Below are 25,375 nucleotides of genomic sequence, written 5' to 3'. Positions count from 1 at the left end.
GCGCACCTCGATTGCTCGACTCACACGGTGAAGGGCCGCTGCTCCAGGAACCGGTCACCGGGTTGGCCGGTCACATAGAAATTCGGGCTCTGGGTCGCCGGCATGCTGCGCAGAATGTCGCGGTGGAAGGCCCGGTACCCGCCGCGGAACGTCCCGCCGTCCCAGACCTCCAGCAGGGTGCCGGTGAACTTGCCGTTGACCGGGCCGTCGGAGGAGAGCTGGTTGTCCTGGCAGCCGGAGATGAGCAGGGCGCTCACTTCCGACTCACGGGTCTTCTTCGGGCCGAGGCCGCGCTGGATCTCCTCGAAGAACTCCTTGTCCCGTTGGTAGATCTCGTACTGCTTGACGACCGGCATGAGCCGTGAGGTGTTCTCGATCTGGTCCGGGTCCAGGGTCTGGAACTGCTTCTGCATGGCCTCGGGGCTGAGGATCTCGCGTACCTCGATGCCGCTGCCGCTGTGGCAGGAGTCGAGCAGCGCAAGGATCCGGACACCCTCCTCGAAACGGCTGAACTCTCTGTACAGCTCGTCGTCGAGAAACTCACGGTCGTAGAGGACGAGGGTTTCGTCGAACTCGTCCGGTTCGTCGTCGGAGCCGACGGTGTTCGGTACCTGGCCGCCGTGGCCGGAGTAGCTGAACAGCAGGATGTCCCCGCTCTTCAGCCTCTTGGCCGCCTTCTTCAGTTCGGCGGTGACGTTCTCGACGGTGCCGTCGGTGGTGAGAAGGGTCGTCTCGTCGAACCCGGCCTCGCGGGCGAGGCCGGCCATGTCGCGGGCGTCGTTCTCGCAGGCGACGAGTTCGCCGTCCCAGCCGCCGTACTTCGCTGGGTCGACCTTGTTGAGTCCGACATGGAGGGAGAGGCCGGCGGCCATGGGGGTCTCCTTGCACCTGGGGCGACGGGCATCACCGGGATCCGTTCCGTGCGCCGCCAGCGTCCGAACCCGGCAGCGGCCGCTACCGCCTGAACGGGCCTGTCGGGCGCCGCCGGACGAGCCGCGGACGGCCGAATGGCGATCGAATCCCCCCGAACCAATACTGACAGTGACCGGCGTCCGTGCGGAGGCGGGAGGCAGTCATGCGGCCCAGAGTCGTGTATGTCCATGGAAACGGGAACAAAGTCCGCTCGGAACTGCTCAAGTCTCAGTGGGACCGGGCGCTTTTCGGCAGCGACATGGCCGACTTCTCGCGCATGGCCTATTGGGCTCCTGTCCGGTACGACACGCCCCTGCCCGATTTCCGGCTCGGCCCTCTGGACGGCGGACCCGCGGAAATCGAGGAGACGGTCGCATCCGTGGAGTTCGAGCCGCCCGAGGAATTCGTGGCGAGGACCCTTGCCGAAGCACGGTTCGAGGCCGGTGGCATCGGGCCCGAGTCCACGCCCGGGGTCGGCGAGCAGAAGGACGCGCTCGTCGACTGGCTGAGCGAAATGACCGCTCTTGCGGACACACTCGCCGAGATGGAGGACGCCGGGCCGGCGGACCGCCACCCGCTCGAGGCGCTGCCACTGCCCGCGACACCGCGCAAGGCGGTGTTCCGGTTGCTCGTCAAGCACACGTTCAAGGACGTGCACGCCTATTTCTTCGGCGGCGCGGGGAAGACGATTCGCGGCGTGGTGCAGGAGACCCTGGAGGGCCTGGACGACGCCCCCCTCGCAGTGGTCGGCCACAGCCTCGGGTCCATCGTCGCCTACGAAGTACTGGCGGAGCAGGGCCGGGAGGTCGAGCTCTTCACCACGGTCGGATCGCCGCTGGCGATCACCGAGGTCCAGGACCACCTGGCGAAGCCGCCCGCGGTCCCGGCCGGCGTACGGGCCTGGCGCAACGCCTCGGACCTGCGGGATCTGGTGGCCCTCGACCACACACTGCGGCCCGAGTACGCGCCGCCGGAACGGGTCACCGACCTGCTGGTGACGAACGACAGCCACAACCATCACGGCATCGCCGAGTACTTGGGAAACCCAAAGGTCAGAGAGCCTTTCCAGCGGATCTTCAGCGACGTTGCACGAGGACAGACCGGGTGTAAACATGACAAGTAGCAGTTGGTCCGGCCCGTGCTCCCCAGGGGGCGGCTGGGTAGGTGCGCTATGCCGTTGGCCGAAACGGAATGGGACCTCGTCACCCTCTGGGTACGGGAGTACCTGCTCGACACCACCGATCCCCACACCCAACTCGCCCAGTACGGATTCTCCGCGGATTTCGTCTCCGCCCTCGCTCTGACGGCGGTCAGTGCGGAAAATGCTCGCGCACTCGTTCAAGCTTCACGCAAAGATATCCAGCGGCAGCTCACCCTCGTCGAGGCCGTCGCCTCGATCGACCGGTTGGCCGTGCTGCCGGAAATCTCCAAGGCCCTAGAGTTCCGCGACCGGCTGCGCGAGGACTGCCGCGCCCATGCCTCGGAGGACAACTTCCGTACCTGCGTCCTCAAGAACGGGACAGAGGTCTTCATCGACCGTCAGAACCTGCGGGAAACGCTGCGCCGGTTCGTCGAGGACCCCGAGAAGTCCGTGCTGCTGGTCGACGGGGAACCGGACAGCGGCAGGTCGTACACCTACAACCTCATCCGCCACATCGGGCAGCACCACGGATTCCGTCCGGCACGAGTCACCCTGTGTCAGACCTCCTCCGCCGACAAGGTCATCCGCCGGATGGCGGAGTTCGTCTCCGATCCCGGCGCGGGAATGTCACCGTTGAACCCCACCGAACTGAACGACCTGCTGCCCTCGATCGACGATGCCGTGCACTGGGTGGTCGGCCGGGCGACGGCCGAAGAGGACCGCTTCTGGCTCGTCCTCGACGAGTGCGACAAACTCGCCCCCAGCTCCGACGTGTGGGACTTCATCGGCCAACTGGCCCTCGCCATCTACGAGCACGCGGCGGTACGCGGCGACCAGGCCCCCCGCCTGGTGCTCCTCGGCTACGGGCCCGCGATGCGTCAACTGCCGTACGACCTGCGGGGAAGCCTCTGCTGGGACACGGCCCGGGTCGCCGACCCCGCCGATCTGCGCAGCTTCTTCGACCAGTACTTCCACGAATCCCCTCCCGCATTCCTCAAGGCCGGGCCACCCGCGGAGTCGACGATCGCCGAGTTCGTCGACACGGCCGTCAAAGAGGTACTCCGGGCGGCGGAAGTGGCCAACGGCGGCGAGAGCTACATGCGGAAGATCTGCACGGCAGCGGAGGGGGCGATTCGTGTCTACCGAACCCTCTGAGGCGCGGAAGATCTTCACCGAACGACTGCGCCGGGAACTGCGCGGCGGCGACGACCGCACCCACGCCGTCTCGGACACCCGCGGCGCCTACCGGCAGGCCGCCTGCCTGCTCACCCACTTCGATCCCATGCTGCTCCGGCTGCCCGGCGAGGAGCGCGCCCACGGCGGCGCGCTCCTCGAGCTGGTCGACGACTGCACGACCATGGGCAGGAAGGACACGGCCCTGTGGAGCCTCAAGGCCGATGTCCGGGACCGCGCGCTGCGGTCTCTCGCCGGCCCGGAAGCGGCCCGGCTCGCGCTGGAGTGCAGCCTCGACCAGTTCCAGGAGGAGGAGTCCGGGCCGGAGCGCATCTGTGTGGCCTATCTCTCCGGCGACGGGCCGCCGCCGACGGGCCAGAGCTCCGACGAACTGGCCGACACCCTCCAGGCGGTGCTGTGGCTGTCGCGCATACCGGGCATGAGCGGACTGCCGGACGCCGGCGAACTCCAGCACTCCCTGGAGCGGGCCAGACTCCTGCAACCCCTCGAACGGCTCGCGCAGGGAACGTTCCAGGGGCGCACCCGCGAACTCGACGAACTGCGCAGTTACATCGACCTGCCCACCGAGGCCGAGGCCGATGCCGCCCGAACGGAACAGGCAGGGCGTACCTCCTCCGCCGGCGTCGACAGCGCACCCGTGCCCCCACTGGTCATCCACGGGCCCGGCGGCATGGGCAAGAGCACCCTCCTCGCCGAGTTCCTCCTCAACAGCGTCCACGGCCACACCGCCGGCTTCCCCTTCGCCTACATCGACTTCGAGCGGCCCACGCTCTCGATCCACGAGCCGGTCACCCTCATCGCCGAGGCCGCGCGGCAGCTCGGCATCCAGTACCCCACTCACCGTGCCGAGCTGAACGCCCTGGCGGACGAGTGCCAGCAGGCGGCGCGCAGTCAACGGGAGGGCCAGGACCGTGTGACACAGCTGCACGAGCTCGCCACCACCCGGTCCGTCCTCGGACGCAGCTCCTCGCAGGAGTTCCAGCTGCTCGCCACCGCGCGCGAGACCGACCTCATCCGGCGGGTCGCCGACGTCCTGGTCCGCGCCGTGGCGGCAGCACACCAGAAGATCCCGCCGTTCGTGCTGGTCATCGACTCGTTCGAGGAGGCCCAGTACCGCGGTTCCCCGGTGGTGGGGAGGATGTGGGCGATCTGCGTCGCGCTCCAGTACGTCTACCCCCGACTGCGGGTCGTCGTCTCCGGGCGGGCTCCTGTCGGCCATCCGGCAGGCGCCATGACACCCCTGGACATCGAACTGCACGAACTCGAACCGCCGGCAGCCGTCGGTCTCCTGATGTCCTGCGGCATCAAGGACCCCGATGTGGCGCAGGCGTTGGCCGACCGGGTCGGCGGCCACCCGCTGAGTCTGAAACTGGCCGCCCGCGCAGCCACACTCGCCGGCAGCGAAGCCGAGCAGATGGGCGAACTGATCCGCAGCCTGCCCGCCCGGCGCCGGCACGTCTTCCGCCGCGTCGACCAGATGCTCGTCCAGGGCATCCTCTACGACCGCATCCTCAACCACATCGCGAACCCGGACGTACGCCGTCTCGCCCATCCGGGGATGGTGCTCCGGGTCATCACCCCCGACATCATCAAGGACGTCCTCGCCGAGCCGTGCGGCCTGCGGGTGGACACCCTCGACGACGCCCGCCTCCTCTTCGACGAGCTCTCCCGCCTCGACCTGGTGGAGCCGGCCGGGCCCGAGGCCGTACGGCACCGCGGCGACGTACGCGCCATCATGCTGCGGCTACCGGGCAGCGACCGCACCGATGTGATGCGCACCGTCGAACGGCGCGCGGTCGCCTACTACGCCGCGCGGGACGGTCTTGAGGCACGCGCCGAGGAGATCTACCACCGGCTGCGGCTCAATGAGAACCCGCGGTCGGTGGAGGAGCGGTGGCTGCCCGGAGTGGAGCGGTTCCTCGTCGGCGCACAGCAGGAGATGGCCCCCAGAGCGGCCGGCCTGCTCACCGCCAAGCTCGGCGGCGGGGCATCCGACCACGTCATGGCAGGCGCCGACCAGGAGGACTGGGAGCGGATCGCCGCCCACGAGGTGGAGGATCTGCTGGCGCAGGGCCTCGCCGACGAGGCGTTCGTCCGGCTCGGGGAACGCCGGCCCTGGACACCGTGCAGCCCACTGCACTCCCTGCTGGCCGAGACCCTGAACCGGCTCGGGCAGCGGGAGGAGGCCCGCAGGGCGACAGCGGACGCCATCGCCTCCGCTCAGAGCGCGGGATGCACGGAGCGTCAGCTGGAGCTGCTGTTGCTCGCCGCCCGTCTCTCTCAGGACGCGGGCGACCTGGCGGGCGCCGACCGCGACCTGCGTACGGCGGAGGACATCGCGGTCGGCCTCGGACAGGACCTCGAGGCGATGGGAGCGCTGCTCGCCCGGTCCTGTCTCGCGGCCGCCGCCGCGGTCCCGGATCTCGAAGCCGACAACCAGCTCGCCAAAAAGCTGCGCCGGTTGCCCGACGCCGTTCTCGCCGACCAGCCCGTACTCGTACGCGCCGTCGCGTCGCAGGTCTACACGCAGGATCCCGGGGCGCTGGAGCACGCAGTGGAGGTCGTGGGGATGCCGACGGACGACGCGGCACTGGAAACCCTCGGCACGGCGATACGGCATGCGGCCTCCCGCCAACCGGCGCTGCTCGGAACCCTGATGGACATCCTCCGCGACGCCGCGGGACCGGCCCGCTCGCCGGAGGGAGCCGGCCCCTCCAGCACCACCGACATCCTGCGGCTGGCTCGCGACCGCGGCACCCTCGACGTCCTCGCCCGGCGGCTGCTTGCCGTCCATGACGAGCGCGGCGGGATCGCGGCCGGGGTGGCCGCCGCCATGGGCGCGGGAGCCGGCGGTCGTGCGACGCAGACACGCGCCCGCCGCGCGGCCATGAAGAACAGCGGACGCGAAGGGAACGGCCCACCACGGCCTGATCGGGCATGAACACGTACCTCACGCCGGAAGAGATCCTCCAGGTGCGGGACGCGGCTCTGGAGACCGGGCTCGCCGACCCGATGGTCCGGCCGCTGCTGTTCGACGGCATCATGCCCAAGTACCGCGGCACGCTGCCGCTGCTTCCCGCACCCGGACGGCAGGTGCACTCGGACCTCAACGAAATGAACCGGGTCGAGCGGCTGGTGGACGGCTCGGTGCCACTGGAGGTCTGGCTGCGCAACGCCGTCGCCCAGACCACCGAGGCCGAACCTCTCGCCGTCCTGCAGCGTGCCCTGGACGATGTCGCACGCAGCGCCGGAGGCGAGCCGGACATCACCGCGGAGCTGCCCGCCCCGGAAATCAAGGAAGAGATAGTCCACCGCGACGACACGGTCCCCTTCGACTTCCTCCGCGGCGGCGACCTGGCCGGAATGGCGGTCGCCCGCCTCAAGGTTCCCCCCTACCAGGGCGGCACCCCGCTCCAGCCGAACGGCTTCCCGCACGCCGGCACCGGCTGGCTCATCGCCCCTGCCCTGCTCATCACCAACCACCATGTGGTCAACGCGCGGACCGGTACGGGCAAGGACCGCCCCGGGGCCGACGCCGAAGACCTGCGGCTCCAGGCGCGGCACGCGTACGCCCGGTTCGACTACGACACGGACGACGTGGAGACGGAGGAGGCCACCGTCAGTGAACTCGTCGCCGCGGACGGGGAACTCGACTACGCGATCCTCCGGCTGACCGCCGAGCCCTCCCGGCCGGTGCTGAGGCTGGCGAGGCAACCACTGGCCGTCACCCAGGGTGATTTCGTGGCGGTCAACATCATCCAGCACCCCGGCGGCCGGCCGAAGCGCGTCGCCCTGCGCAACAACCTCGTCTACGAAGCCGACGAGCACGATGTCCGCTACTTCACCGACACCCGCGGCGGTTCCTCCGGATCACCTGTCTTCACGGACGACTGGAGGGTGGTCGCGCTCCACCGGGGGACGCGGCGCGTGGAGGACGTGATGTTCCAGGGCAGGGCGACGGCCTTCGTCAACGTCGGTACCCAGATGATCAGTGTCATGCGCCATCTGGAGGCCAACAACCCCGACATCCATGCCGAGATCGAGACGGCACAGCACGACTGAGGAGGGCGACATGGGCAAGCGCAGCAGGTCACCGGTGGCCACCGACCCCCGGCAGGTCTTCACCGACCTCCGGGAGGTCGCGCGGCGGGTACGGGAGGGACTGTGGCGGGAAGTCCCCGAATCGTCGGAGGAACTCCCCCCGGAGGAACAGCTGGCCGGACATATGTCGCAGTTCGCCCAGCAGGAACGGGACCGTGTGCTGTCCGCGGGCGCGAACGGCCTGGACAAGCTCGCCGAGGGACGCGCGGACGAGATCAGCGACGACGAGTCCTTCGGCATGGAGGCCATCGTCCTGCTCGAGGGCAGACCCGCCATCCTCATCCAGAACCATGACTTCGCGCCGCAGGAGGGCGACTGGGCGGTCCTCGACGCCGCCCGTGCCGCGATCCGCGAGTCGATCGCGCGGGTGGGAAGGGTCGAGGTCTCGGGGCACGCCAGCCTGGACTGGCTCGGCACCGCTTTCCTCGTCAGCGCGGACATCGTCATGACGAACCGTCATGTGGCGATGGAATTCGCTCGCGACGACGGCGCGGGGTGGACCTTCCAGCCGGGCATGACCGCGCGGATCGACCTGACCGAGGAGTACGGCGCGCTCCAGGTGGACGGCGGACCGGCGTACCACGTCGATGAGGTACTGGGTATCCACCAGGACGTCGACATGGCCCTGTTGCGGGTCTCCCCCGCCGAAGGCGTTCCGGCCCTGCCGACCCCGCTCCCGGTGGCCGCGGACGCCCCCGCCGATCTGCCCGGACATCCGGTGTACTGCGTCGGCTATCCGGCGTACGACGGCCGGCGCAACGAACCGGAGTCGATGAGCAGGATCTTCATGGACATCTACAACGTCAAACGCCTCCAGCCCGGCACCACCACGGAGCTCGTGTCCCAGCAGAACGTCGTGAAGCACGACTGCTCCACCCTGGGCGGCAACAGCGGCTCCCCAGTCTTCGACCTCACCGACCACCGCGTTCTCGGCCTCCACTTCGGTGGCCGTTACGGTCTCGGCAACTACGCCGTACCTCTGTGGAGGATGGTGGACGATCCTCTGCTGCGGCGCGCCGAGGTCAACTTCGTCTGACCGCCGAGGCAGCCACGGACTCAGCGGTCAGCGCCGCGGATGATGGCCACAGGCGCACCGAAGGGGTCGGTGAACATGGCCAGCCGGCCCACGCCCTCCGCCTCGATCGGCGGGATGAGCGGGGTGGCACGCTGCCGGTTGGCCTCGGCGAAGGTGGCGTCGACGTCGGTCACTTCGAAGTACGGATGCCACTCCGAGCGGGAGCCCGCTTCCAGGTTCTCCTTCGGTAGCTGCATGATGCCGCCCTGCGTGGCCCTCTCGCCGCCGCCCTGGGGAGAGACGACGGTGTAGGTAATTCCGGCGAGCGGCATGTCCCCGTAGTCCCACGAGAACACGGAGCGGTAGAAGTCCTTAGCGGCGGCAGCGTCCGTGGTGTACAGCTCGGTCCAGGACAGCGTGTTCACATCGTTGACCGCTTCCAGGCCCTTCGTGTCGCCTGGCTGCCAGGCGGCGAACCGGGCGCCGGTCGGGTCGGTGTACGCGGCCATCCGGCCTTCCGAGAAGACGTCCATGGGCGGGACGCGGACGCTGCCGCCCGCCTGCTCGACGGCTCTGGTCGTGGCGTCGGCGTCGGCGGTGTGGAAATACGGCGTCCAGGCGGAGGCCGCGCCCTCCTCGGTGAGCGGGCCGATCGCGGCGACGGTCTGCCCGTTCAGCCGCAGGAAGCCGTACCCTCCGGCTTCCGGTCCCATGGTCGTGAGCTCCCAGCCGAACAGGGCTCCGTAGAAGGCGGCGGCCGCTTCGACGTCGGGGGTTCCCAGGTCGAGCCAGTTCGGCGCGCCCGGAACGTATGTGGTCGTCAGCATCGCGGTTCTCCTCCCGTACGCGCGCGGGGATGACGGATTGTGGCCAGTCGCCCTCAGCGTGCCAGCCCGCACTGACATCCGCCGTTGCATGCGACGCGACACGCCGTGACCCTGCCGCACCCCGGTCACTGCTGAGGGATCCCGCCACGGGGTGACAAGGGTTTTCCCCGTATCGGGTTCATCTCGGCGTTCCCTACTGTCTGCCGCACCGGCGCATTCCAGCCCCTGACCGTTGGATGTCAGGCGCATGTAAATCGCCGGTTCCGCCGCGACGGCCCTTGACCAGGGGCCGTCGCGTCGACGGCGGCGCGAGGGCGACCCGGCCCGGGGAACCGCGGATCGCACCCCCACAGCGAACCGCGGTTCCCGCGCCGCCCGCCGCCTCCGCACCGTCAGTTGAAAGGGAACACCTTGAACGGTTCCAGACGGATACTCATATCCGTCGTGGCCGCGAGCGCGACGATCGCCGCCGTCGCCGCCACGTCGTCCGTGGCACTCGCCGCCACCCCGCCGGCTCCCTCGCCGAAGCCCGCTCCGGCTTCGCAGTCCATGACCTCGCTGCCGGTCGCCGCGGTCGAGAGGGTCATCGTCACCTACAAGTCCAAGACGTCCGAGGCCACTTCCAACACGGCGGCCAGGAGCGACGCGACGGCCAAGGCCGCCGAGACCGGCGAGAGCCTGTCGTTCGAGCGCCGGCTGGCCGGCGGCGCGGCTCTGGTCGACCTGGGTGGCAAGGCGTCCAAGAAGGACCTCACCGAAGTTCTGGACGCCTTCCGCGCCGACCCGTCGGTCGCGTCCGTGGAGCCCGACATCCGCGCCTACGCGATGGCGGTCACCCCGAACGACACCGAGTACACCAAGCAGTGGGACCTGTTCGAGGCCACCGGCGGCATGAACGTGCCCGGCGCCTGGGACAAGACCACCGGCAGCGGCGTCACCGTCGCCGTCATCGACACCGGCTACGCCGCCCACACGGACCTGGCCGCCAATGTCGTGTCCGGCTACGACTTCATCTCGACCGCCGCGGACGCCCGGGACGGCAACGGCCGGGACAGCGACGCCAAGGACGAGGGCGACTGGAACGCGACCGACGGCGAGTGCGGCACCGGTTCCAAGGCGGGCGACTCCTCCTGGCACGGCACTCACGTCGCGGGCACCATCGCGGCAACGGCGGGCAACAGCAAGGGCGTTGCGGGTATCGCGTACAACGCGAAGATCCAGCCGGTCCGTGTGCTCGGCAAGTGCGGCGGCTCCTCCGCGGACATCGCCGACGCGATCACCTGGGCGTCCGGCGGCACCGTCCCGGGCGTCCCGGCGAACCCGAACCCGGCCAAGGTCATCAACATGAGCCTCGGCGGCGCCAGCGCCAGCTGCCCCAGCGTCTACCAGAACGCGATCAACGGCGCGGTGTCGCGCGGCACCACGGTCGTCGTGGCGGCGGGCAACAGCAACGCCAACGCCTCCGGCTTCACCCCGGCCAACTGCTCGGGCGTCATCAACGTGGCGTCCACCAGTCGCGAGGGCAACCGCTCGTTCTACTCCAACTTCGGTTCCATCGTCGATGTCTCGGCTCCCGGCGGCGAGACCCGCCGCGCCACCGACACCCCGGGCACCGTCACCACCCCCCAGAACGGCATCCTCTCCACGCTGAACTCCGGGGCCACCACCCAGTCGACCGAGAACTACAAGCCCTACCAGGGCACTTCGATGGCCGCCCCGCACATCGCCGGGCTCGCCGCGCTGCTCAAGTCGGCCAAGAGCACTCTGACCCCGGCCGAGATCGAGGCCGCGATCAAGAGCAACGCCAGGCCGCTGCCGGGCACCTGCACCGACGGCTGCGGCGCCGGCATCGCCGACGCCGCGAAGACCGTGAACGCCATCACCGGCACCACCGGCGGTACGACGTTCAGCAACACGGCGGACGTGACGATCGCGGACAACTCGACCGTCAGCTCGTCGATCGCCGTCACCGGCCTCACCGGCAACGCCCCCGCTGCCCTCAAGGTCAACGTGGACATCAAGCACACCTGGCGCGGCGACCTGGTCATCGACCTGATCGCGCCGGACGGCACGGTGCGCAGCCTCAAGGCCTCGTCGTCGTCCGACAGCGCCGACAACGTCCTCGCGGCGTACACGGTCGACGCGTCCAGCGAGGTGGCAGGCGGCACCTGGAAGCTTCAGGTCCGCGATGTGGCATCGGGTGACACCGGCTACATCGACTCCTGGAGTCTCACCTTCTGAACCACCGCAAACAACCGCATCACAGCTGGTCAGGGCGCGTTCGTGGCATATCGCCGCGGGCGCGCCCCGCCGCCTGTCCGGACGCGCCGGTCCGCATGCCGGAACGAAGCCTGGACTGCGGTGGCCTGATTCGTATGCTCTGCTCTCAACGGGCAGAGTCCCGCGCGGGCCAGATGGAGGGTGGTGGGGAGGTGACAACGGCGGCGCACCGCCCTGCACCGGTCGGGCGGGAGGAACTCCTCACACGGCTCGAACGGGTCCTGCACACCCGCGGGCGCGCCCTGCTCACCGGCCCTGCCGGGGTGGGCAAGACCGAGGTCGCCCTGGCCGCCGCCGCGCGCGCCGAGTCCCGCGGCGAGACCGTACTGTGGCTCGCCACACTGCCCGCCGACCGGGACATACCCGGCGCGGCCGCCGCCGCCCTGGTCGCGACCGTTTCGGCCTGCGCGTCCTGGCCCGCGGCCCGGCCGCACGACGGCCCCGGCAGCCACGACATCCTCTCGGGACTGCCCGGACCGCAGCGGACCGCCGTCGCCATGCTGTGCCGCGAGGCGCCCGTGCCCGACGACGGCTGGGACCCCATCGCCCTGCGGCTCGCCCTCGCCCGGATCCTGCGGACGCTCGCCGCGCACGGCCCCGTCCTGCTCGTCGTCGACGGCGTCCAGCGCATCGACGCCGACAGCGCCGACCTGCTGCGGTTCGCCCTGCATCTGGCTCCGTCGGCGCTGCGGGTCGTCGCCGTCGAGACCCCGGCGGCGTACGGACCCGACACCTCCACCCCCAGTACCTCGCCGCAGGACGCTGCCTGCCCGGAGCCCCTGTGGGTGCCGTCCGAGGCCGACGTCCTGAACGTGGCGCCGCTGCACGCCGACGAGATCGCCGAACTCCTCATCCACCACCGGCTGCCGTCCCGGATGGCCGGCCGTATCCACAAGGCCAGCGGCGGCAATCCGCGTCTCGCGCTCGCCGTCGGCCGGTCCCTCGCCGACGCCAGGACGCCGGTGCACCACGCCGAGGCACTGTCCCTGTCCGGGCGCGCACGCGATCTCGCCCGTCAACTGCTCGGCGCCGCCTCCCCCGACGTGCGGGACACACTCCTGCTGGCCGCACTGGCGCTGCGCCCGACGGCTTCGCTGATCCGCCGCACGGGCCGCCCCACGGCCGAGGCCGACCTCGCCGCCGCCGAGCGGGCGAACCTCATCCAACTCACGGAGGACGGGACGGTCGCCTTCACGGCCGGACTGCTGCCCTCCACCCTGGTGCACGACGCCGGCTGGGCCGAGCGCTGCGACGGTCATGCGGCGCTCGCGCGGGTCGTGGACGACCCCGTCGAGGCCGTACGGCACCGGGCGCTGGCCACCGACATCCCCGACGAGCAACTGGCGGCGGAGGTCGCGGCCGCGGCCGACACGGCGCGACGCCGCGGAAACAGCGCCCTGGCTGCCGAACTCGCCCTGCTCGCCGCCGAATCCACGCCCGGCCGGCACAGCGCGCAGCGGCTTGCCCGGCTCGTCGACGCCGCCGAGGAAGCCGCCCGCGCCGCCCGCGCGGACCTTGCGATGCGCGCCGCGACCGATCTCCTCGCCCGCGACGCCGCGCCCGCCGACCGCGTTCGTGCGCGGCTCGCGGTGCTGGACACGGCCGGACAGGGACTGACCGACCTCGACGAGATCTACGTCCACGCCATGGAGGACTCCGAGGGCGATGCGGCTCTGCGGGCGGCCGTCCAACTCCGGCTGGCGGTGAAGCACGTGCTGGCCGACGGTGATCCCGTACGCTCCCGGGCCGCCGCCGTCGAGTCCGCGGTGCTGGCCGGATCGGTCGGCGACCGTACGACGGCGGTCACGGCGCTGACCGTCCAGGCACGCATGGACCGCGTACTCGGCTCGCCGGACGCGGAGCGGGTCCTCGCCGAGGCACGAGCCCTCGAGATGGTCGAGCGGCCGCTGGGCATCCGCAACGCCGCGCAGATCCTGACGATCCGGCATGCCCTGTTCGACGACCGGCTCACCGACGCCCGCGACCAGCTCAACGCCCTGCTGCCGCTGGTCGAGCGCCGTGGCCCGGTGGAGGACGCCATCGAGCTGTTCCGTACGCTCGCGGAGATCGACGCCCGGCAGGGGCAATGCGCGGCGTCGCTCGCGCACGCCGGACGGTCGCTCGCCCTGACACTGGAGGCCGGCCTCTCGCCGGGGCCGGCCTGGTACATGCTGGCTCTCGCGGAGAGCGCCGGTGGCAGTTTCGCGCGCGCCGCGAGCTACGCCCGGCGCAGTGTCCAGGCATCCGAGGAGGAGGGCGATCATGTCTTCCTCTCCCGCAGTCTCTACGCACTCGGCCGGGTCCAGCTCGTGACCGGGGATGTGGCGAACGCCCTGGAGACCCTGCGCCGGGTGCAGTCCGGTGAGCGCGCCCAGTCGACCGTCGACCCCTCCATGCTGCGCTGGCACGAGGAACTGGCCGAGGCGCTGATCGCGAACGATGCCCCCGAGGAGGCCGCGGCCCTGCTCGCCGATGTGCGACCCGTCGCCGAACGCCTGGGCCGCTCCACGGTGCTGCTCGGCTGCGACCGCGCGTACGCCCTGTATCTGGCGGCGGCCGGAAAGCCCGACGAGGCAGCGGGGCTGCTCACCGAGACCGCCGATCGCTTCGCGGCGGCGGGGCTGCCGCTGGCACGCGGGCGGGCGCTGATCGCGCTCGCCCGGGTCGAACGCCGCCGCCGCAGACGGTCGGCCGCGCAGAACGCGCTGCAGGCCGCGGCCGCGGTCTTCGAACGGGCGGGGGCGTCGCCCTGGCTGGCACTGGTGACGGAGACACCGTCCCGTACGACCGAACCCGACCCGGCCCGCGGCGGCGCCGTGTCCTCGCTCACGGAGGCGGAGCTGCGGCTCGCGCTGCTGGTCGGCCAGGGAGCCAGCAACCAGGAGGCGGCGGCGAAGCTGTACCTCAGCGTGAAGACGGTCGAGGCACGGCTCACCCGCATCTACCAGAAGCTGGACGTCCGTTCGCGTGCCCAGCTGGCAAGCGCCCTCAACGCGTGGCCCGCCCATCGGCCGCCGACGGACACGACGGACGGCCCGGCGGCGGACTGACGAGCGGTGCAGATCTGGATGAAGCAGGTCCCCGCCGGGCAGCAGTGACACCTCTAGGTCGCCGGCTGGGCAGCTCTCCCGCCGCCGAGCGGCTCCGCCGTGGCCGGCAGGCCGGCGCCGAGCAGCCTGAGGCCCAAGGGAGTCACCGCATGCAGAACGTACTTGCCCTCGCGGCGGCTGGTCACAAGACCGCCGTCACGCAGGACGCTGATCTGGTAACTCACGCTCGGCAGCGAAATTCTGACCGCCTCGGCCACCTCGGACGTGGTCCGCGCGCGCCTGTTGGCCACCTCGGTCAGGACCGCCGCCCGGGTGCGGCCCAGCAGTCGCACCAGGCCGTCTTCCGTCGCCCGCGCGACGTCGAGCGGTGCTTTCGGTACGGGATAGACGAGCACCGGGGGCAGCTCGGGGTCCGCAAGAGCGGTCGGCCGGCGCCAGCAGAAGTACGAGGGGACGAGAAGCAGACCGCGCCCCTCCAGATGCAGGTCGCGGTCGACGGGGTAATCCACTTCCAGCACCGGGGAGTTCCATCGCGCCAGCGGGTGCAACCCCTCCAGCAGTGTCTGGGTGCCCCCTTCCAGCAGTGCGTGTGCCCGCTGACTGACATCGTTGCCGACCGCGGTGCGGATGGTCGGCCAGTAGGGTCGCAGCAGTGCCCCGTGATAGGTCGCCAGGGCGCCTGTCAGGGAGTTGAGCCCGACGCGCCCCAGGCCCAGGGAACGGGTCCAGTTCGGGATCGGGCGGGATGCGGCCAGCCGCATCATCTCGTCGGCCAGCTGCCCGCGTGGGGTGCCGCGCACCTGCTCCAGGCCCTCGGCGAGATCGGCGCCGCTGTTGGTCGGTGTGAGGAAGTCCGGGATGTAGCCGGAAGCGGGGATCAAGGTCCGCAGCAGTTGCAGGGACCGGTGCACCACCGGGTCCTTGCGAAGCCTGTGGTGGGCCGAGCCACGCCAGTCGCCGAAGTCGAGCCGTCCCTGTCCGGTCTGTAATCGGCAGACACTGCAGACCAGTTCCCACAGTGGATCGGGCTGCGAGGCGATGCGGATGTTCTGGAGGTCGGATGAGGTGAAGTGAATGCGGAGCATGCAGCCTCTTTCACTCGCCGGCCCTGTACGGGCCCACGGCCGCCCCCCGTTCAGCGCGGCCACAGGTGGGGACGAGCAGGCGCCCTCTCATGGTTGCCCGCGGTCCTCGGCACCGAAGAAGACAAGCCAGACCGTCCCTCGGCTCCGAGGGACGGCCGCCCGGCAAACCGCGGCGGTCAGCTCTGCCCGGCAGGCTGGATGTTCTGGTTCGCGTGGAAGAGATTGTTCGGGTCGTAGATCCGCTTGATTTCCGCGAGCCTGTCGTAGTGATCGCGGTAGGTCGCCCTGACCCGGTCCTGGCCCTCGCCCGCGCCGAGGAAGTTCACGTACGAACCGCCCATCGAGTACGGGTGCAGTTCCTCCCAGTAGTCGACAGCCCACTGCTTGATGATCTCCGCGTTGTCCGGATCGGGGTCGATACCGCCGATGACGCCGGACCAGACCGCGTCCCGGTAGGCGAACGCGGTGTCGTCCTTGGGGACCCGGGCGGCTGCTCCGTCGACCGGATAGAGGTGCATGGTCGTCAGGTCGGTGGGGAGGTTCTCGCCGTACTTGAGGTGCACATCGATGGCTTCGTCCGTGATCCGGTCGAAGAAGTCGCCGCGCCAGTACCACTGCAGCCCGGTGGGGATCAGCCCGTCGAACAAGGTCTGCAGCGCGGGGTAGGGCATCGGTGTCGCGAAGTGGAAGGCCGGCCGGCCGGGCTCGCTCACGACCGTGAGGGCATCGTCGAGACGGGCCAGGTCCCCTGTCCAGCACCACACGACGCCGCACATCTTCTGCCCGTGGATCTCCTCCGGGAACGGTGGGCCCGGCGGCACGGTGAGCAGCGCGAAGAAGCCGTACAGGTCGTCGGGTGCCTGCGGCAGGAACTCGCGGTACCACTGGAGCACCTCGCGGGTCTGGTCGACCGGCCACACGGTGATGCCGACGCCCACGGAGTGCACAGGGTGCATCCGGAAGCTGAAGGAGGTGACGATGCCGAGGTTTCCGCCGCCGCCGCGCAGTGCCCAGAACAGGTCGGGATGCTCGGTCTCGCTCGCGGTGACAAAGCTGCCGTCGGCGAGCACGACGTCCGCGGCCAGCAGGCTGTCCATCGTCAGTCCGTACTTGCGGGTGAGGTACCCATGACCGCCGCCGAGAGTGAGGCCGCCGACGCCCGTCGTCGACATGATGCCGGCCGGAGTGGCGAGACCGAAGGCGTGGGCGGCATGGTCGAGGTCGCCCAGCTGGCTGCCGCCACCGACCCAGGCGACCTTCGATACGGGATCGACGCGCACCCAGCGCATGGGCGACAGGTCGATGGTGACGCCGTCGTCCACCAGGCAGAGGCCGGGGCCGCTGTGCCCGCCGCCCCGTACGGCGAGTTCGAGACCGTGGTCGCGGATGAAGTCGACCGCGTTCATGACGTCGGCCACGTCCGAGCACCGCACTATGGCGGCCGGGCGCCGGTCGATCATTGCGTTGTAGATCTTGCGAGTGTCGTTGTACTCCGGGTCCTGCGGGCCGATGACCGGGCCGCGCAGTGCTGTCCGCATCTCTTCCAGAATGGTGCCGTCCATGGCGTTCTCCCAGGCGAGGTGGGAAGCGCAACCCGCCGGCCGCATGGCCGTTCCGGCCGCACCATCAGGTGCCCCGCCGCTGCGGTTCTCCCCCGCCGGCGGGAGCTTGGTCCGGGGCACCTTTCACGGGCCGCAGGCGCAGTCGGACGCCGCGGGGCTGATATGTCCAGCGTCCCGCCGACTGGGGTGCGTCGCAATTCCGCCACGCGCCGCAGCGAACGACGTAAGGTCCAATATTGGCATCAGAGTGTTACAGATCAACGACGAGACCCCCAGCGTCCAGCGTGGGCCGCCATCGCGTCGGCCCGGACGCGCCTTTGGTGGCACCGCCGCCGCAAGTAGCGGGCCCGACAGCGACCAGTCGGACTTCAGGCGGCTGCTGCGCGAAGCATTGACGAACCACGGGCACGGCTCTAGCTTCACCGCGATGCATTTCGTACGTCATATATGAGACGTGATACGCGAGATCTGAGAGCGCTCATGGCCTTCGTCCCGACTCCGATCCCCTCCCGCACCCAGTTCGTACTGGAAGCGATCAAACACGGCATACTCACCGGCAGACTGAGCCCCGGCCAGGCTCTCGTCGAGACCGAACTCGCCGCGCAGTTCGGGGTGTCGAAGACACCGGTACGGGAAGCGCTCAAGACGTTGGCGGGCACCGGCCTGGTCGTCATGAGCCAGTACAAGGGCACCACCGTGCGCATGGTCGACGCGGCCATGGCGCGCGAGGTGTATGACGTACGGCTGCTGCTGGAGCCGGAGGCGCTGCGGCGGACCGTCAATCGCCGGGCCTCGCTGGAGCCCGCGCGGTCCGCCCTCATCAGCGCGGACGAGGCGGCCGACCCGGCCGAACGCTCGCTGGCCAACCGTGAGTTCCACCGTGCCCTGTATCTGCCGTGCGGCAATCCGCTGCTCGCCCGGATGCTCGACGAGGTGCGCGACCAGGCGGCCCTCGTCTCCGCCGTGGCCTGGGCCGCCGAGCCGTCCTGGGAGCAAGAGGCCGCCCAGCACCGGGAGATTCTGCGGCTCGCGCTGGCCGGGGACGCCGACTGCGCGGCGCGCGCCCTGCAGGAGCACATCGCCGGCTTCGTACAACGGGCGTTTCCTGAAGGAGCAGAAGTATGAGCAGCCCCGATTTCACGTCCCAGCGGTACGCGCTCGCCGATGTCGTGGCAATCCCGGTCACGCCCTTCACGGCCGAGGACACCCTGGACACCGGCGCTCACCGCGCGCTGCTGCGGCGCCTTCTCGACAACGGCGTGCGCACGGTCACGCCGAACGGCAACACCGGGGAGTACTACGCCCTGAGCCCCGAAGAGCGGCGCACGGTCACGGAGTTGACGATCGACGAGGTGGGCGGGAGGGCCGCGGTTCTGGTCGGTATCGGCCTCGATCTGCCGACCGCTGTCGCAGCCGCAGAGCACGCCCGCGCCGCGGGGGCCGCGATGGTGATGGTGCATCAGCCCGTCCATCCGTATGTCTCGCAGGACGGCTGGACGGACTATCACCGCACGATCGCCGATGCCGTGCCGGAGCTCGGCATCGTCCCGTACATCCGCAATCCGCAGCTCGATGGTGACCGCCTCGCCGAGCTCGGGGAGTTGTGTCCCAATGTCATCGGGGTGAAGTACGCCGTGCCGGATGCCGCGCGGTTCGCCGCCTTCGCGCGGGACGCCGGTCTGGGCCGGTTCGTGTGGGTCGCGGGCCTCGCCGAGCTGTATGCCCCCTCCTACTTCGCGAGCGGAGCCACCGGTTTCACCTCGGGTCTCGTCAACGTCTCCCCCGCCGTCTCGCTGAACCTGCTGGCCGCACTCCACACCGGGGACTACCCGGCAGCGATGAAGATCTGGGAACGGATCCGTCCGTTCGAGGAACTGCGCGCCGCCCACCAGTCCGCCGACAATGTGACGGTGGTCAAGGAGGCACTGGCCTCGCTCGGTCTCTGCCGGCGCGACATCCGTCCGCCGAGCCGCACCCTGCCCGAAGGCAATCGCGCGGCGGTCGCCGGACTGGTGGCCGGGTGGGGGGTATGACGCTGCGGCCCGAGCAGTTGCGCAGCCACCAGTGGTACGGCACGGACGGGCTGCGCTCCTTCAGTCACCGGGCCCGCACCCGCCAGCTCGGCTATCTCCCCGAGGAGCACCTGGGCAAGCCGGTCATCGCGATCCTCAACACCTGGTCGGACATCAACCCCTGCCATGTCCATCTGCGGGACCGGGCCCAGGCCGTGAAGCGGGGCGTGTGGCAGGCCGGGGGGTTCCCGCTCGAATTCCCGGTCTCCACACTCTCCGAGACCTTTCAGAAGCCGACCCCGATGCTCTACCGCAACCTGCTGGCGATGGAGACCGAGGAGCTGCTGCGCTCCTACCCCGTCGACGGAGCGGTGCTGATGGGCGGCTGCGACAAGTCCACACCCGCGCTGCTGATGGGCGCCGCATCCGTCGACCTGCCCACCGTCTTCGTGCCGGCGGGACCGATGCTGCCAGGCCACTGGCGCAACGAAGTCCTCGGCTCGGGCACCGACATGTGGAAGTACTGGGACGACAAGCGTGCCGGGCTGATCGGCGACTGCGAGATGGCGGAGCTGGAGAGCGGTCTGGCGCGCTCCCCCGGCCACTGCATGACGATGGGCACCGCCGCCACGCTGACCGCCGCGGCAGAGACGCTGGGCGTCACCCTGCCCGGGGCTTCCTCCGTCCCGGCCGTCGACTCCGGTCATCACCGGATGGCCGCGGCCTCCGGGATACGGATCGTGGAACTCGTACGCCAGGGCCTGAGGCTGTCCCGGATGCTCACTCGGGACGCGTACGAGGACGCCGTGACGACCGTGCTCGGCCTGGGCGGGTCCTCCAATGCCGTGATCCATCTGATCGCCATGGCAGGACGCTCGGGTGTACGGCTCACGCTCGACGACTTCGACCGGATCGCCCGTACCGTCCCGGTACTGGCCAACCTCCGCCCCGGCGGCCGCTATCTGATGGAGGACTTCCACTTTGCGGGCGGTCTGCCGGGATTCCTCTCCCGGATCACCGATCTGCTGCATCTGGACCGGCCCACCGTCGCGCACGACACGCTGCGCGAACAGCTCGCCGGAGCCCTCGTACACAACGACGACGTGATCCGCACCCGTGACCACGCCCTCGCCGACGAGGGCGGAGTGGCGGTCCTGCGCGGCAACCTCTGTCCCGACGGCGCGGTCATCAAGCACATCGCCGCCGAGCCCCGTCTCCTCAAGCACACCGGACCCGCCGTGGTCTTCCCCGACTACCGGACGATGCAGCGCACCATCAACGACCCGGAGCTCGGCATCACCCCGGACCATGTGCTGGTGCTCCAGGGCGCCGGCCCCAAGGGCGGCCCGGGCATGCCCGAGTACGGCATGCTGCCGATCCCCGACCACCTGCTCAAACAGGGCATCCGGGACATGGTGCGGATCTCCGACGCCCGGATGAGCGGCACCAGTTACGGCACCTGCGTGCTGCACATCGCCCCCGAGTCGTACGTCGGCGGACCGCTCGCCCTGGTGCGGACGGGAGATCCGATCACTCTCGACGTCGAGGCACGCACCCTCCAACTGAGCGTGCCCGAAGATGAGTTGGCGGAACGGAGGGCGTCCTGGACGCCGCCGCCCGAGCGGTACGAGCGCGGATACGGAGCGCTCTACACCGAGCAGATCACCCAGGCCGACACGGGCTGTGACTTCGAGTTCCTGGCCAGACGGGGCAAGATCCCCGACCCGTACGCGGGCTGAGCCACCGGACGGCGGATGCCGCGATCAGAGCGCACCCGCATGATCTTGAATCGGCGTGAACACACCCCTGCCGACACCGGACGCAGCGCCACCCTCATGCCGGCCCGGGAACCAGTCGTAACGGAAATGTGTCCCTCATGAGGACAAGACGTGGGCTACCGTGCGGCGGTCATAGATGTACGGCTGTGGGCAGTCCCCCGCCGGAAGCAGCGCCAGGGGGGCGTGATGAACGCATGGGCAGTGCCCGGGTACACCGAGACCCGGGAGTTGGGCTCGGGCGGCAGTGGGCATGTTGTCCTGGCCGTCCATGACGCGACCGGCACGCCGGTGGCCGTCAAATACCTCAGCGAGCGGCTGCGGACGGACTCCGGCTTCGTCCGGGACTTCCGGGCGGAGGCCCGGCTGCTCGGCGGGCTGGACTCCCCGCATGTGGTGGGGTTGTACGAGTACGTCGAAGCGCCGCAGGGCGCCGCCATCGTGATGGAGCTGGTCGACGGCATCGCGCTGCGCGCGCTGCTGCGCCAGGAGGGTGCCACCGGCCCGGAGGCGGCGCTGGTCGTACTCAAGGGATCGCTGCTGGGACTGGCCGCCGCGCACCGGGCCGGCGTGGTGCACCGTGACTACAAGCCGGAGAACGTCCTGGTCGCGGCGGACGGCTCGTCCAAGCTGGTCGACTTCGGCATCGCCGCGGGCCGTGGCACGACGCCCGGCGTGGCGGGCACTCCCGCGTACATGGCACCCGAGCAATGGAACGGTGAGCCCGCTTCGCCGTCGGCCGACGTCTATGCCGCCACCGCGACGTTCTACGAGTGTCTGACGGGCCGCAAACCGTACAACGGTGAGAACTTCGCCGAGCTGGCACTGCAGCACATCAGCGCACCCGTTCCCGATCAGGACGCTCCGGAGCCGGTGCGACCCCTGATCCGGCGCGGTCTTGCCAAGGAGCCGCAGGAGCGGCCCGACAACGCGGCGGCGTTCGTGGCCGAACTGGAGGACATCGCGCAGGCCGCGTACGGCCCGGACTGGGAAGAACGGGGCCAGCGGAAACTGGCCGCGCTAGCCGCCCTGCTGCCGCTGCTCTTCCCCTCCGCCGGGGGCCAGGCCGCCGGGACCACCGAGCTGGCGACGACCACGGTCGGCGGCGCGGGCGGCTGGGGCGGCAGCTGGAAGCCGGGCCTGCGAGGGATTCTGACGGGCGTCGCCGCGCTGGTGGTGGCCGTGATGGTCGCAGTCGCCGCGAACGCCACCGGAGACGGCCCGAAGCAGGCGACGGCTCAGAGCCTCGCCACCACCAGTGCCGTACCGGGCACGGACACCGATGCACCTTCCGACCCGTCCGCATCCGCGAGCCCGTCACCGTCGGCAAGCGCCTCCGCCAGCAGCTCGCCCTCTCCTTCGGCAAGCGCGACCGCCGGGCCCACCACGCCCACACCCACGGTGTCCTCGACGCCCGCTTCCCCGCCGACTCCGTCAACCTCCGCTCCGTCGACCGAGCCCAGTCCTTCCGCACCCAGTAGGCCCGCTGTGAGCGTGAAGTCCGTATCCGTCACAAGCCTCCGGCAGACGAGTACGACGAGCGGGGCAGCGACCATCGACGTCGCCACGGACGGGACCGGTCCCGTGACCATCGTCGTCACCTGGTTCACCGGCCAGGAAAAGGGCGCACTGGGTACGCCGGACGGCACGGAGACCTTCGAACGCAGCGGCGCGACGCAGTACACGATCGGCCTCAAGCACACCTTCCAGGGCCAGGGCTGCTACTGGGGCGTACGGGCGACGACGATCCCAACCGCCGCGAACGGCAGTTCCTCGCAGCAGATTCTGACCCGGCGGTGCACCATCTCATGAGAGATCCACGAATCCCCCACGACCGCGACGACGACCGCACACACGAGCACGAGCACGTGCCGGACCAGATCACCGCGCGTCTGTCCGCCGACCGTGCTCACGGCGAGGCCGAAAGCGACGGGTACAGCGCGACCGCTCTGGGCAGCCACTGGTTCGAGCGGCCGGAGCCGGAGACATTGCGGCAGCCGGAGCCGGCGACGGAGAAGGCCACCCTGGTCCAGGGCGGACAGCCGGCCGACGTCGCACCCGACCGCGTGGAGGGCGATGTCCTCCGCTTCGGCCCGGGAGTGACCGCGGTCGTCGCGGGCCGAGTCCCCCACCACACCACCGCCGCCATCTGGCACGGCACACTGGCCGGCCAGTCCGACGGTCCGGAGCAGCCCCGCGAACGCCGCCGCGGCGGACTGCGCCGGTACACCCTGGCCGGCACCGTACTCCTGGCCGTGCTCGTCTTCCTCGCCTGGCAGCGTTACGGACCTGCCCTGGCCGTACAGAACGTGGCCGTGCAGACCTCCACGGAGGGGCCGGGCTGCGACGGCACGGCAGATGTGGTGGGCGTGGTGAAGACCAACGGCCGGCCGGGCACCGTGACCTACCGCTGGATCCGCAGCGACGGCACCACCTCGGGCCTGCTGCGCGAGAAGCTGACGCGCGGCCAGAAGCAGGCACGCCTGCACCTGCTGTGGACGTTCCACGGCCGCGGCGAGTACCGGGCCGCGGCGGAACTGCGCATCGTCTCTCCTTCCGCGCACACGGCCGCCGCGCAGGTCACCTACCGCTGCGCCTGACTGCCGCCTCAACCGGCGTACGCCGCCGTGGTTCCGGCCTTCTCCGCCCAGTGCACCGGACTCCGGAGCCGGGTACTTCAGGATTGGTTTCCGGGCCGGAGCCTCAGCCGTTGGCCAGGGTGCGGTCGAGGAGGGGGAGCAGGCGGTCCCAGTGGAGCTGCAGTGCGGAGGGGTTGAAGGCGTCGGTGTCGGACATGGTGAAGCCGTGGACGGTGCCGGGGTAGATCTCGGAGGTGTAGCCGACACCTGCGGCGTCCAGGGCCTGGTTGAGCTCGCTGATGGCCTCGGGCGTCAGGTCGTTTTCGGCGAGGCCGAGGTGGACTTGGGCGGTGAGCTTGGGGACGAGGCGGTGCGGGCTGTCGGGCGCGTCGGTGACCAAGGGGCCGGGGTGGAATCCGGCGACGGCGGCCACCTGGTCGGGGTGGGCCGCTGCGGTGCGCATCGCCAGGACGGCGCCCATGCAGTAGCCGATCACGGCGACCGGTCCGGCGCTGACCTCAGGCCGGGTGGTGAGGAACCTGAGGTAGGCGTCGGCGTCGCGCAGGGCACGTTCGGTGGTGTGCGCCTCGATCAAGGGCATCAGCTGGGCGAAGACCGCGGGCCGGATCTCTGCTCCGATGTGCTCGGGAAGTTCGATCACCGGTGCCGGGCCGTGCCGGTAGTAGAGGTTGGGGACGAGCACGTAGTACCCGTGCTCGGCCAGTTCGCGGGCCATCTCCCGCAGCACGGGCCGCACGCCGATGGCGTCCATGTACAGCAGCACCCCCGGGCGCCGCTCGCCACGGTCGGGGAAGGCCGCGAAAGCGTCGGCCTGGCCGTCCGTGGTGGGAATCTGCAGCGTCTTGGTGGGCATGGCGGATCTTCCTTCCTTGGACTGATGCCAGTGCACAGCCTCTATCAGGGTTGAGGTCAACACGGATGGTGGCGATGCCCACCAAAACCGATCTTCGCCTACCCCCTCAAGCACCCGCAGGGCTTTGACCAAACGCATTGAAGTTTGCACATCCAGCGACAACTCACCACCGGAAGCAGGGACAGCGCTACGCCTGTGGTGCTGCATACGCAAGGTGACCGCGTTCGAGGGCGGACGGTTCTGGCGAGAGCCCACCATTCGCGCCCGGCAAGCCTGTCACTACCGAACCAAGTCCCCCCAGGCGCAACCGTGTTGGAATTTCAGGCATGGCCACTCCTGCCGACGGATCCACGCGACTCGCCCCGGACGAGCCCTCGCGTCGCCTGCGCGCCGAGATCGAGCGGTTGCACGACGAAGCGGCGCAACAGAAGGCACTGGCCCATCGAAGGGCCGAATTCTGGAACAGGGCCCACATCGTGCTGGGTTTCCCAGCGGCTCTGCTCGCGGGCGTGGCCGGCGCCGCCGGACTGGCCACGGCGGACGCACGCGTCCCCGCGGCGCTGCTCGCCCTGGCCTCTGCCGGGTTGGCGGCCGGGGCCGGCTTCCTGCGGAGCGATGCCAGGCGCGTGGCCAACAAACGCGCCCGGCAGGCGTGGGCGGACGTGGAGGGCAGGGCAAGCGTGAAGCTGGCGCACGAGCACCTGACGCCCGAAGATCTGCGCGAGCTGATGGAGAGCCGTCTGGCCGCGCTGGCCGCCTACGACGGTGACGGCCCTCAGCCGGGCCCATCATCGGCGCTGCCCGGCTGAACGAGCGCTCCCGGCGTGACGATCAACGGCTCCGGGCCCAGCGGACGTCGCAGCGGCGCCACTTCCTGGGGCGAGACGATCACACCGTGGCAGCCGCATGCTCTGGCTAGGCGGGGCGGGCCCGATCATGCCGCCTCGGGTGGGCTCGGCCCAGTGGCA

General features: G+C 70.2%; 18 protein-coding genes. 13 read left to right on the top strand and 5 right to left on the bottom strand.

Features of this window, described 5'->3' with window-relative positions:
* Window positions 1-20 precede the first annotated feature (20 nt).
* On the bottom strand, window positions 21-872 hold the full coding sequence (locus ACQEVG_RS35040; protein ID WP_432991452.1) for a caspase family protein: 852 nt from the start codon (window positions 870-872) through the stop codon (window positions 21-23).
* Window positions 873-1,075: 203 nt separating this feature from the next.
* Here ACQEVG_RS35040 and ACQEVG_RS35035 point away from each other — a divergent pair, with 203 nt between their 5' ends.
* The 5 genes from ACQEVG_RS35035 to ACQEVG_RS35015 are packed head-to-tail and all read left to right on the top strand — an operon-like array spanning window position 1,076 to window position 8,384.
* A complete protein-coding gene (locus ACQEVG_RS35035; protein ID WP_432991450.1) occupies window positions 1,076-2,035 on the top strand; it encodes a hypothetical protein in 960 nt (319 codons plus the stop codon).
* A gap of 48 nt (window positions 2,036-2,083) precedes the next feature.
* Window positions 2,084-3,208, top strand: a complete 1,125-nt coding sequence (locus ACQEVG_RS35030) for a hypothetical protein (RefSeq protein ID WP_432991448.1) — start codon at window positions 2,084-2,086, stop codon at window positions 3,206-3,208.
* A complete protein-coding gene (locus tag ACQEVG_RS35025) occupies window positions 3,189-6,188 on the top strand; it encodes an ATP-binding protein (protein WP_432991446.1) in 3,000 nt (999 codons plus the stop codon). The genes ACQEVG_RS35030 and ACQEVG_RS35025 overlap by 20 nt, the downstream gene beginning before the upstream one ends.
* Window positions 6,185-7,309, top strand: a complete 1,125-nt coding sequence (locus ACQEVG_RS35020) for a trypsin-like peptidase domain-containing protein (RefSeq protein WP_432991444.1) — start codon at window positions 6,185-6,187, stop codon at window positions 7,307-7,309. The genes ACQEVG_RS35025 and ACQEVG_RS35020 overlap by 4 nt, the downstream gene beginning before the upstream one ends.
* Before the next feature lie 10 nt (window positions 7,310-7,319).
* On the top strand, window positions 7,320-8,384 hold the full coding sequence (locus tag ACQEVG_RS35015; protein WP_432991442.1) for a trypsin-like serine peptidase: 1,065 nt from the start codon (window positions 7,320-7,322) through the stop codon (window positions 8,382-8,384).
* 20 nt (window positions 8,385-8,404) lie between these two features.
* Here the strand turns inward: ACQEVG_RS35015 and ACQEVG_RS35010 are convergent, their stop codons facing one another.
* Window positions 8,405-9,190, bottom strand: coding sequence for a VOC family protein (locus ACQEVG_RS35010; RefSeq protein WP_432991440.1), 786 nt, complete (start codon window positions 9,188-9,190; stop codon window positions 8,405-8,407).
* 549 nt (window positions 9,191-9,739) lie between these two features.
* On the opposite strand from ACQEVG_RS35010, the gene ACQEVG_RS35005 reads away from it, so the two are divergent.
* A complete protein-coding gene (locus ACQEVG_RS35005) occupies window positions 9,740-11,431 on the top strand; it encodes a S8 family serine peptidase (protein WP_432993120.1) in 1,692 nt (563 codons plus the stop codon).
* Window positions 11,432-11,622: 191 nt separating this feature from the next.
* Window positions 11,623-14,520, top strand: a complete 2,898-nt coding sequence (locus tag ACQEVG_RS35000; RefSeq protein ID WP_432991438.1) for an AAA family ATPase — start codon at window positions 11,623-11,625, stop codon at window positions 14,518-14,520.
* A 53-nt stretch (window positions 14,521-14,573) separates the two neighbouring features.
* Here the strand turns inward: ACQEVG_RS35000 and ACQEVG_RS34995 are convergent, their stop codons facing one another.
* On the bottom strand, window positions 14,574-15,605 hold the full coding sequence (locus ACQEVG_RS34995; RefSeq protein WP_432991436.1) for an ArsR/SmtB family transcription factor: 1,032 nt from the start codon (window positions 15,603-15,605) through the stop codon (window positions 14,574-14,576).
* Between the two features lie 176 nt (window positions 15,606-15,781).
* A complete protein-coding gene (locus ACQEVG_RS34990) occupies window positions 15,782-17,167 on the bottom strand; it encodes an FAD-binding oxidoreductase (protein WP_432991434.1) in 1,386 nt (461 codons plus the stop codon).
* Between the two features lie 480 nt (window positions 17,168-17,647).
* Between ACQEVG_RS34990 and ACQEVG_RS34985 the strand changes: the two genes are divergently transcribed.
* The 5 genes from ACQEVG_RS34985 (at window position 17,648) to ACQEVG_RS34965 (ending at window position 23,554) form a co-directional block, all read left to right on the top strand.
* Window positions 17,648-18,292 (top strand): GntR family transcriptional regulator, encoded by a 645-nt coding sequence (locus ACQEVG_RS34985; protein WP_432991432.1) that lies wholly within the window; start codon window positions 17,648-17,650, stop codon window positions 18,290-18,292.
* Window positions 18,289-19,200 (top strand): dihydrodipicolinate synthase family protein, encoded by a 912-nt coding sequence (locus tag ACQEVG_RS34980; RefSeq protein ID WP_432991430.1) that lies wholly within the window; start codon window positions 18,289-18,291, stop codon window positions 19,198-19,200. The genes ACQEVG_RS34985 and ACQEVG_RS34980 overlap by 4 nt, the downstream gene beginning before the upstream one ends.
* Window positions 19,197-20,918 (top strand): L-arabinonate dehydratase, encoded by a 1,722-nt coding sequence (gene araD, locus ACQEVG_RS34975; protein ID WP_432991428.1) that lies wholly within the window; start codon window positions 19,197-19,199, stop codon window positions 20,916-20,918. Before ACQEVG_RS34980 ends, araD begins: the two co-directional genes overlap by 4 nt.
* Before the next feature lie 225 nt (window positions 20,919-21,143).
* Window positions 21,144-22,766 (top strand): serine/threonine-protein kinase, encoded by a 1,623-nt coding sequence (locus ACQEVG_RS34970; protein WP_432991426.1) that lies wholly within the window; start codon window positions 21,144-21,146, stop codon window positions 22,764-22,766.
* On the top strand, window positions 22,763-23,554 hold the full coding sequence (locus ACQEVG_RS34965) for a hypothetical protein (RefSeq protein ID WP_432991424.1): 792 nt from the start codon (window positions 22,763-22,765) through the stop codon (window positions 23,552-23,554). Before ACQEVG_RS34970 ends, ACQEVG_RS34965 begins: the two co-directional genes overlap by 4 nt.
* 103 nt (window positions 23,555-23,657) lie before the next feature.
* Here ACQEVG_RS34965 and ACQEVG_RS34960 read toward each other — a convergent pair whose 3' ends face one another.
* Window positions 23,658-24,407, bottom strand: a complete 750-nt coding sequence (locus ACQEVG_RS34960) for a dienelactone hydrolase family protein (RefSeq protein WP_432991422.1) — start codon at window positions 24,405-24,407, stop codon at window positions 23,658-23,660.
* A gap of 326 nt (window positions 24,408-24,733) precedes the next feature.
* Here ACQEVG_RS34960 and ACQEVG_RS34955 point away from each other — a divergent pair, with 326 nt between their 5' ends.
* The gene (locus tag ACQEVG_RS34955) at window positions 24,734-25,216 is read left to right on the top strand and encodes a hypothetical protein (protein ID WP_432991420.1); all 483 of its coding nucleotides are present in this window, start codon (window positions 24,734-24,736) and stop codon (window positions 25,214-25,216) included.
* The last annotated feature ends 159 nt before the right edge of the window (window positions 25,217-25,375 follow it).

This window comes from Streptomyces sp. CA-135486 (assembly GCF_050936555.1).
Lineage (GTDB): Bacteria > Actinomycetota > Actinomycetes > Streptomycetales > Streptomycetaceae > Streptomyces.
Note: the sequence above shows the minus strand (reverse complement) of the source record. Positions and strands in the feature narration are given on the sequence as shown.

Bases quoted from the DNA above. Each gene is read 5' to 3' on its own strand.
- ACQEVG_RS34985 (WP_432991432.1), top strand. From the start codon at position 17,648: ATGGCCTTCGTCCCGACTCCGATCCCCTCCCGCACCCAGTTCGTACTG.
- ACQEVG_RS34960 (WP_432991422.1), bottom strand. From the start codon at position 24,407: ATGCCCACCAAGACGCTGCAGATTCCCACCACGGACGGCCAGGCCGAC.
- araD (WP_432991428.1), top strand. From the start codon at position 19,197: ATGACGCTGCGGCCCGAGCAGTTGCGCAGCCACCAGTGGTACGGCACG.
- ACQEVG_RS35030 (WP_432991448.1), top strand. From the start codon at position 2,084: ATGCCGTTGGCCGAAACGGAATGGGACCTCGTCACCCTCTGGGTACGG.
- ACQEVG_RS34965 (WP_432991424.1), top strand. From the start codon at position 22,763: ATGAGAGATCCACGAATCCCCCACGACCGCGACGACGACCGCACACAC.
- ACQEVG_RS35015 (WP_432991442.1), top strand. From the start codon at position 7,320: ATGGGCAAGCGCAGCAGGTCACCGGTGGCCACCGACCCCCGGCAGGTC.
- ACQEVG_RS34995 (WP_432991436.1), bottom strand. From the start codon at position 15,605: ATGCTCCGCATTCACTTCACCTCATCCGACCTCCAGAACATCCGCATC.
- ACQEVG_RS35035 (WP_432991450.1), top strand. From the start codon at position 1,076: ATGCGGCCCAGAGTCGTGTATGTCCATGGAAACGGGAACAAAGTCCGC.
- ACQEVG_RS34955 (WP_432991420.1), top strand. From the start codon at position 24,734: ATGGCCACTCCTGCCGACGGATCCACGCGACTCGCCCCGGACGAGCCC.
- ACQEVG_RS35020 (WP_432991444.1), top strand. From the start codon at position 6,185: ATGAACACGTACCTCACGCCGGAAGAGATCCTCCAGGTGCGGGACGCG.
- ACQEVG_RS34970 (WP_432991426.1), top strand. From the start codon at position 21,144: ATGAACGCATGGGCAGTGCCCGGGTACACCGAGACCCGGGAGTTGGGC.
- ACQEVG_RS35005 (WP_432993120.1), top strand. From the start codon at position 9,740: ATGACCTCGCTGCCGGTCGCCGCGGTCGAGAGGGTCATCGTCACCTAC.
- ACQEVG_RS34980 (WP_432991430.1), top strand. From the start codon at position 18,289: ATGAGCAGCCCCGATTTCACGTCCCAGCGGTACGCGCTCGCCGATGTC.
- ACQEVG_RS35040 (WP_432991452.1), bottom strand. From the start codon at position 872: ATGGCCGCCGGCCTCTCCCTCCATGTCGGACTCAACAAGGTCGACCCA.
- ACQEVG_RS35010 (WP_432991440.1), bottom strand. From the start codon at position 9,190: ATGCTGACGACCACATACGTTCCGGGCGCGCCGAACTGGCTCGACCTG.
- ACQEVG_RS34990 (WP_432991434.1), bottom strand. From the start codon at position 17,167: ATGGACGGCACCATTCTGGAAGAGATGCGGACAGCACTGCGCGGCCCG.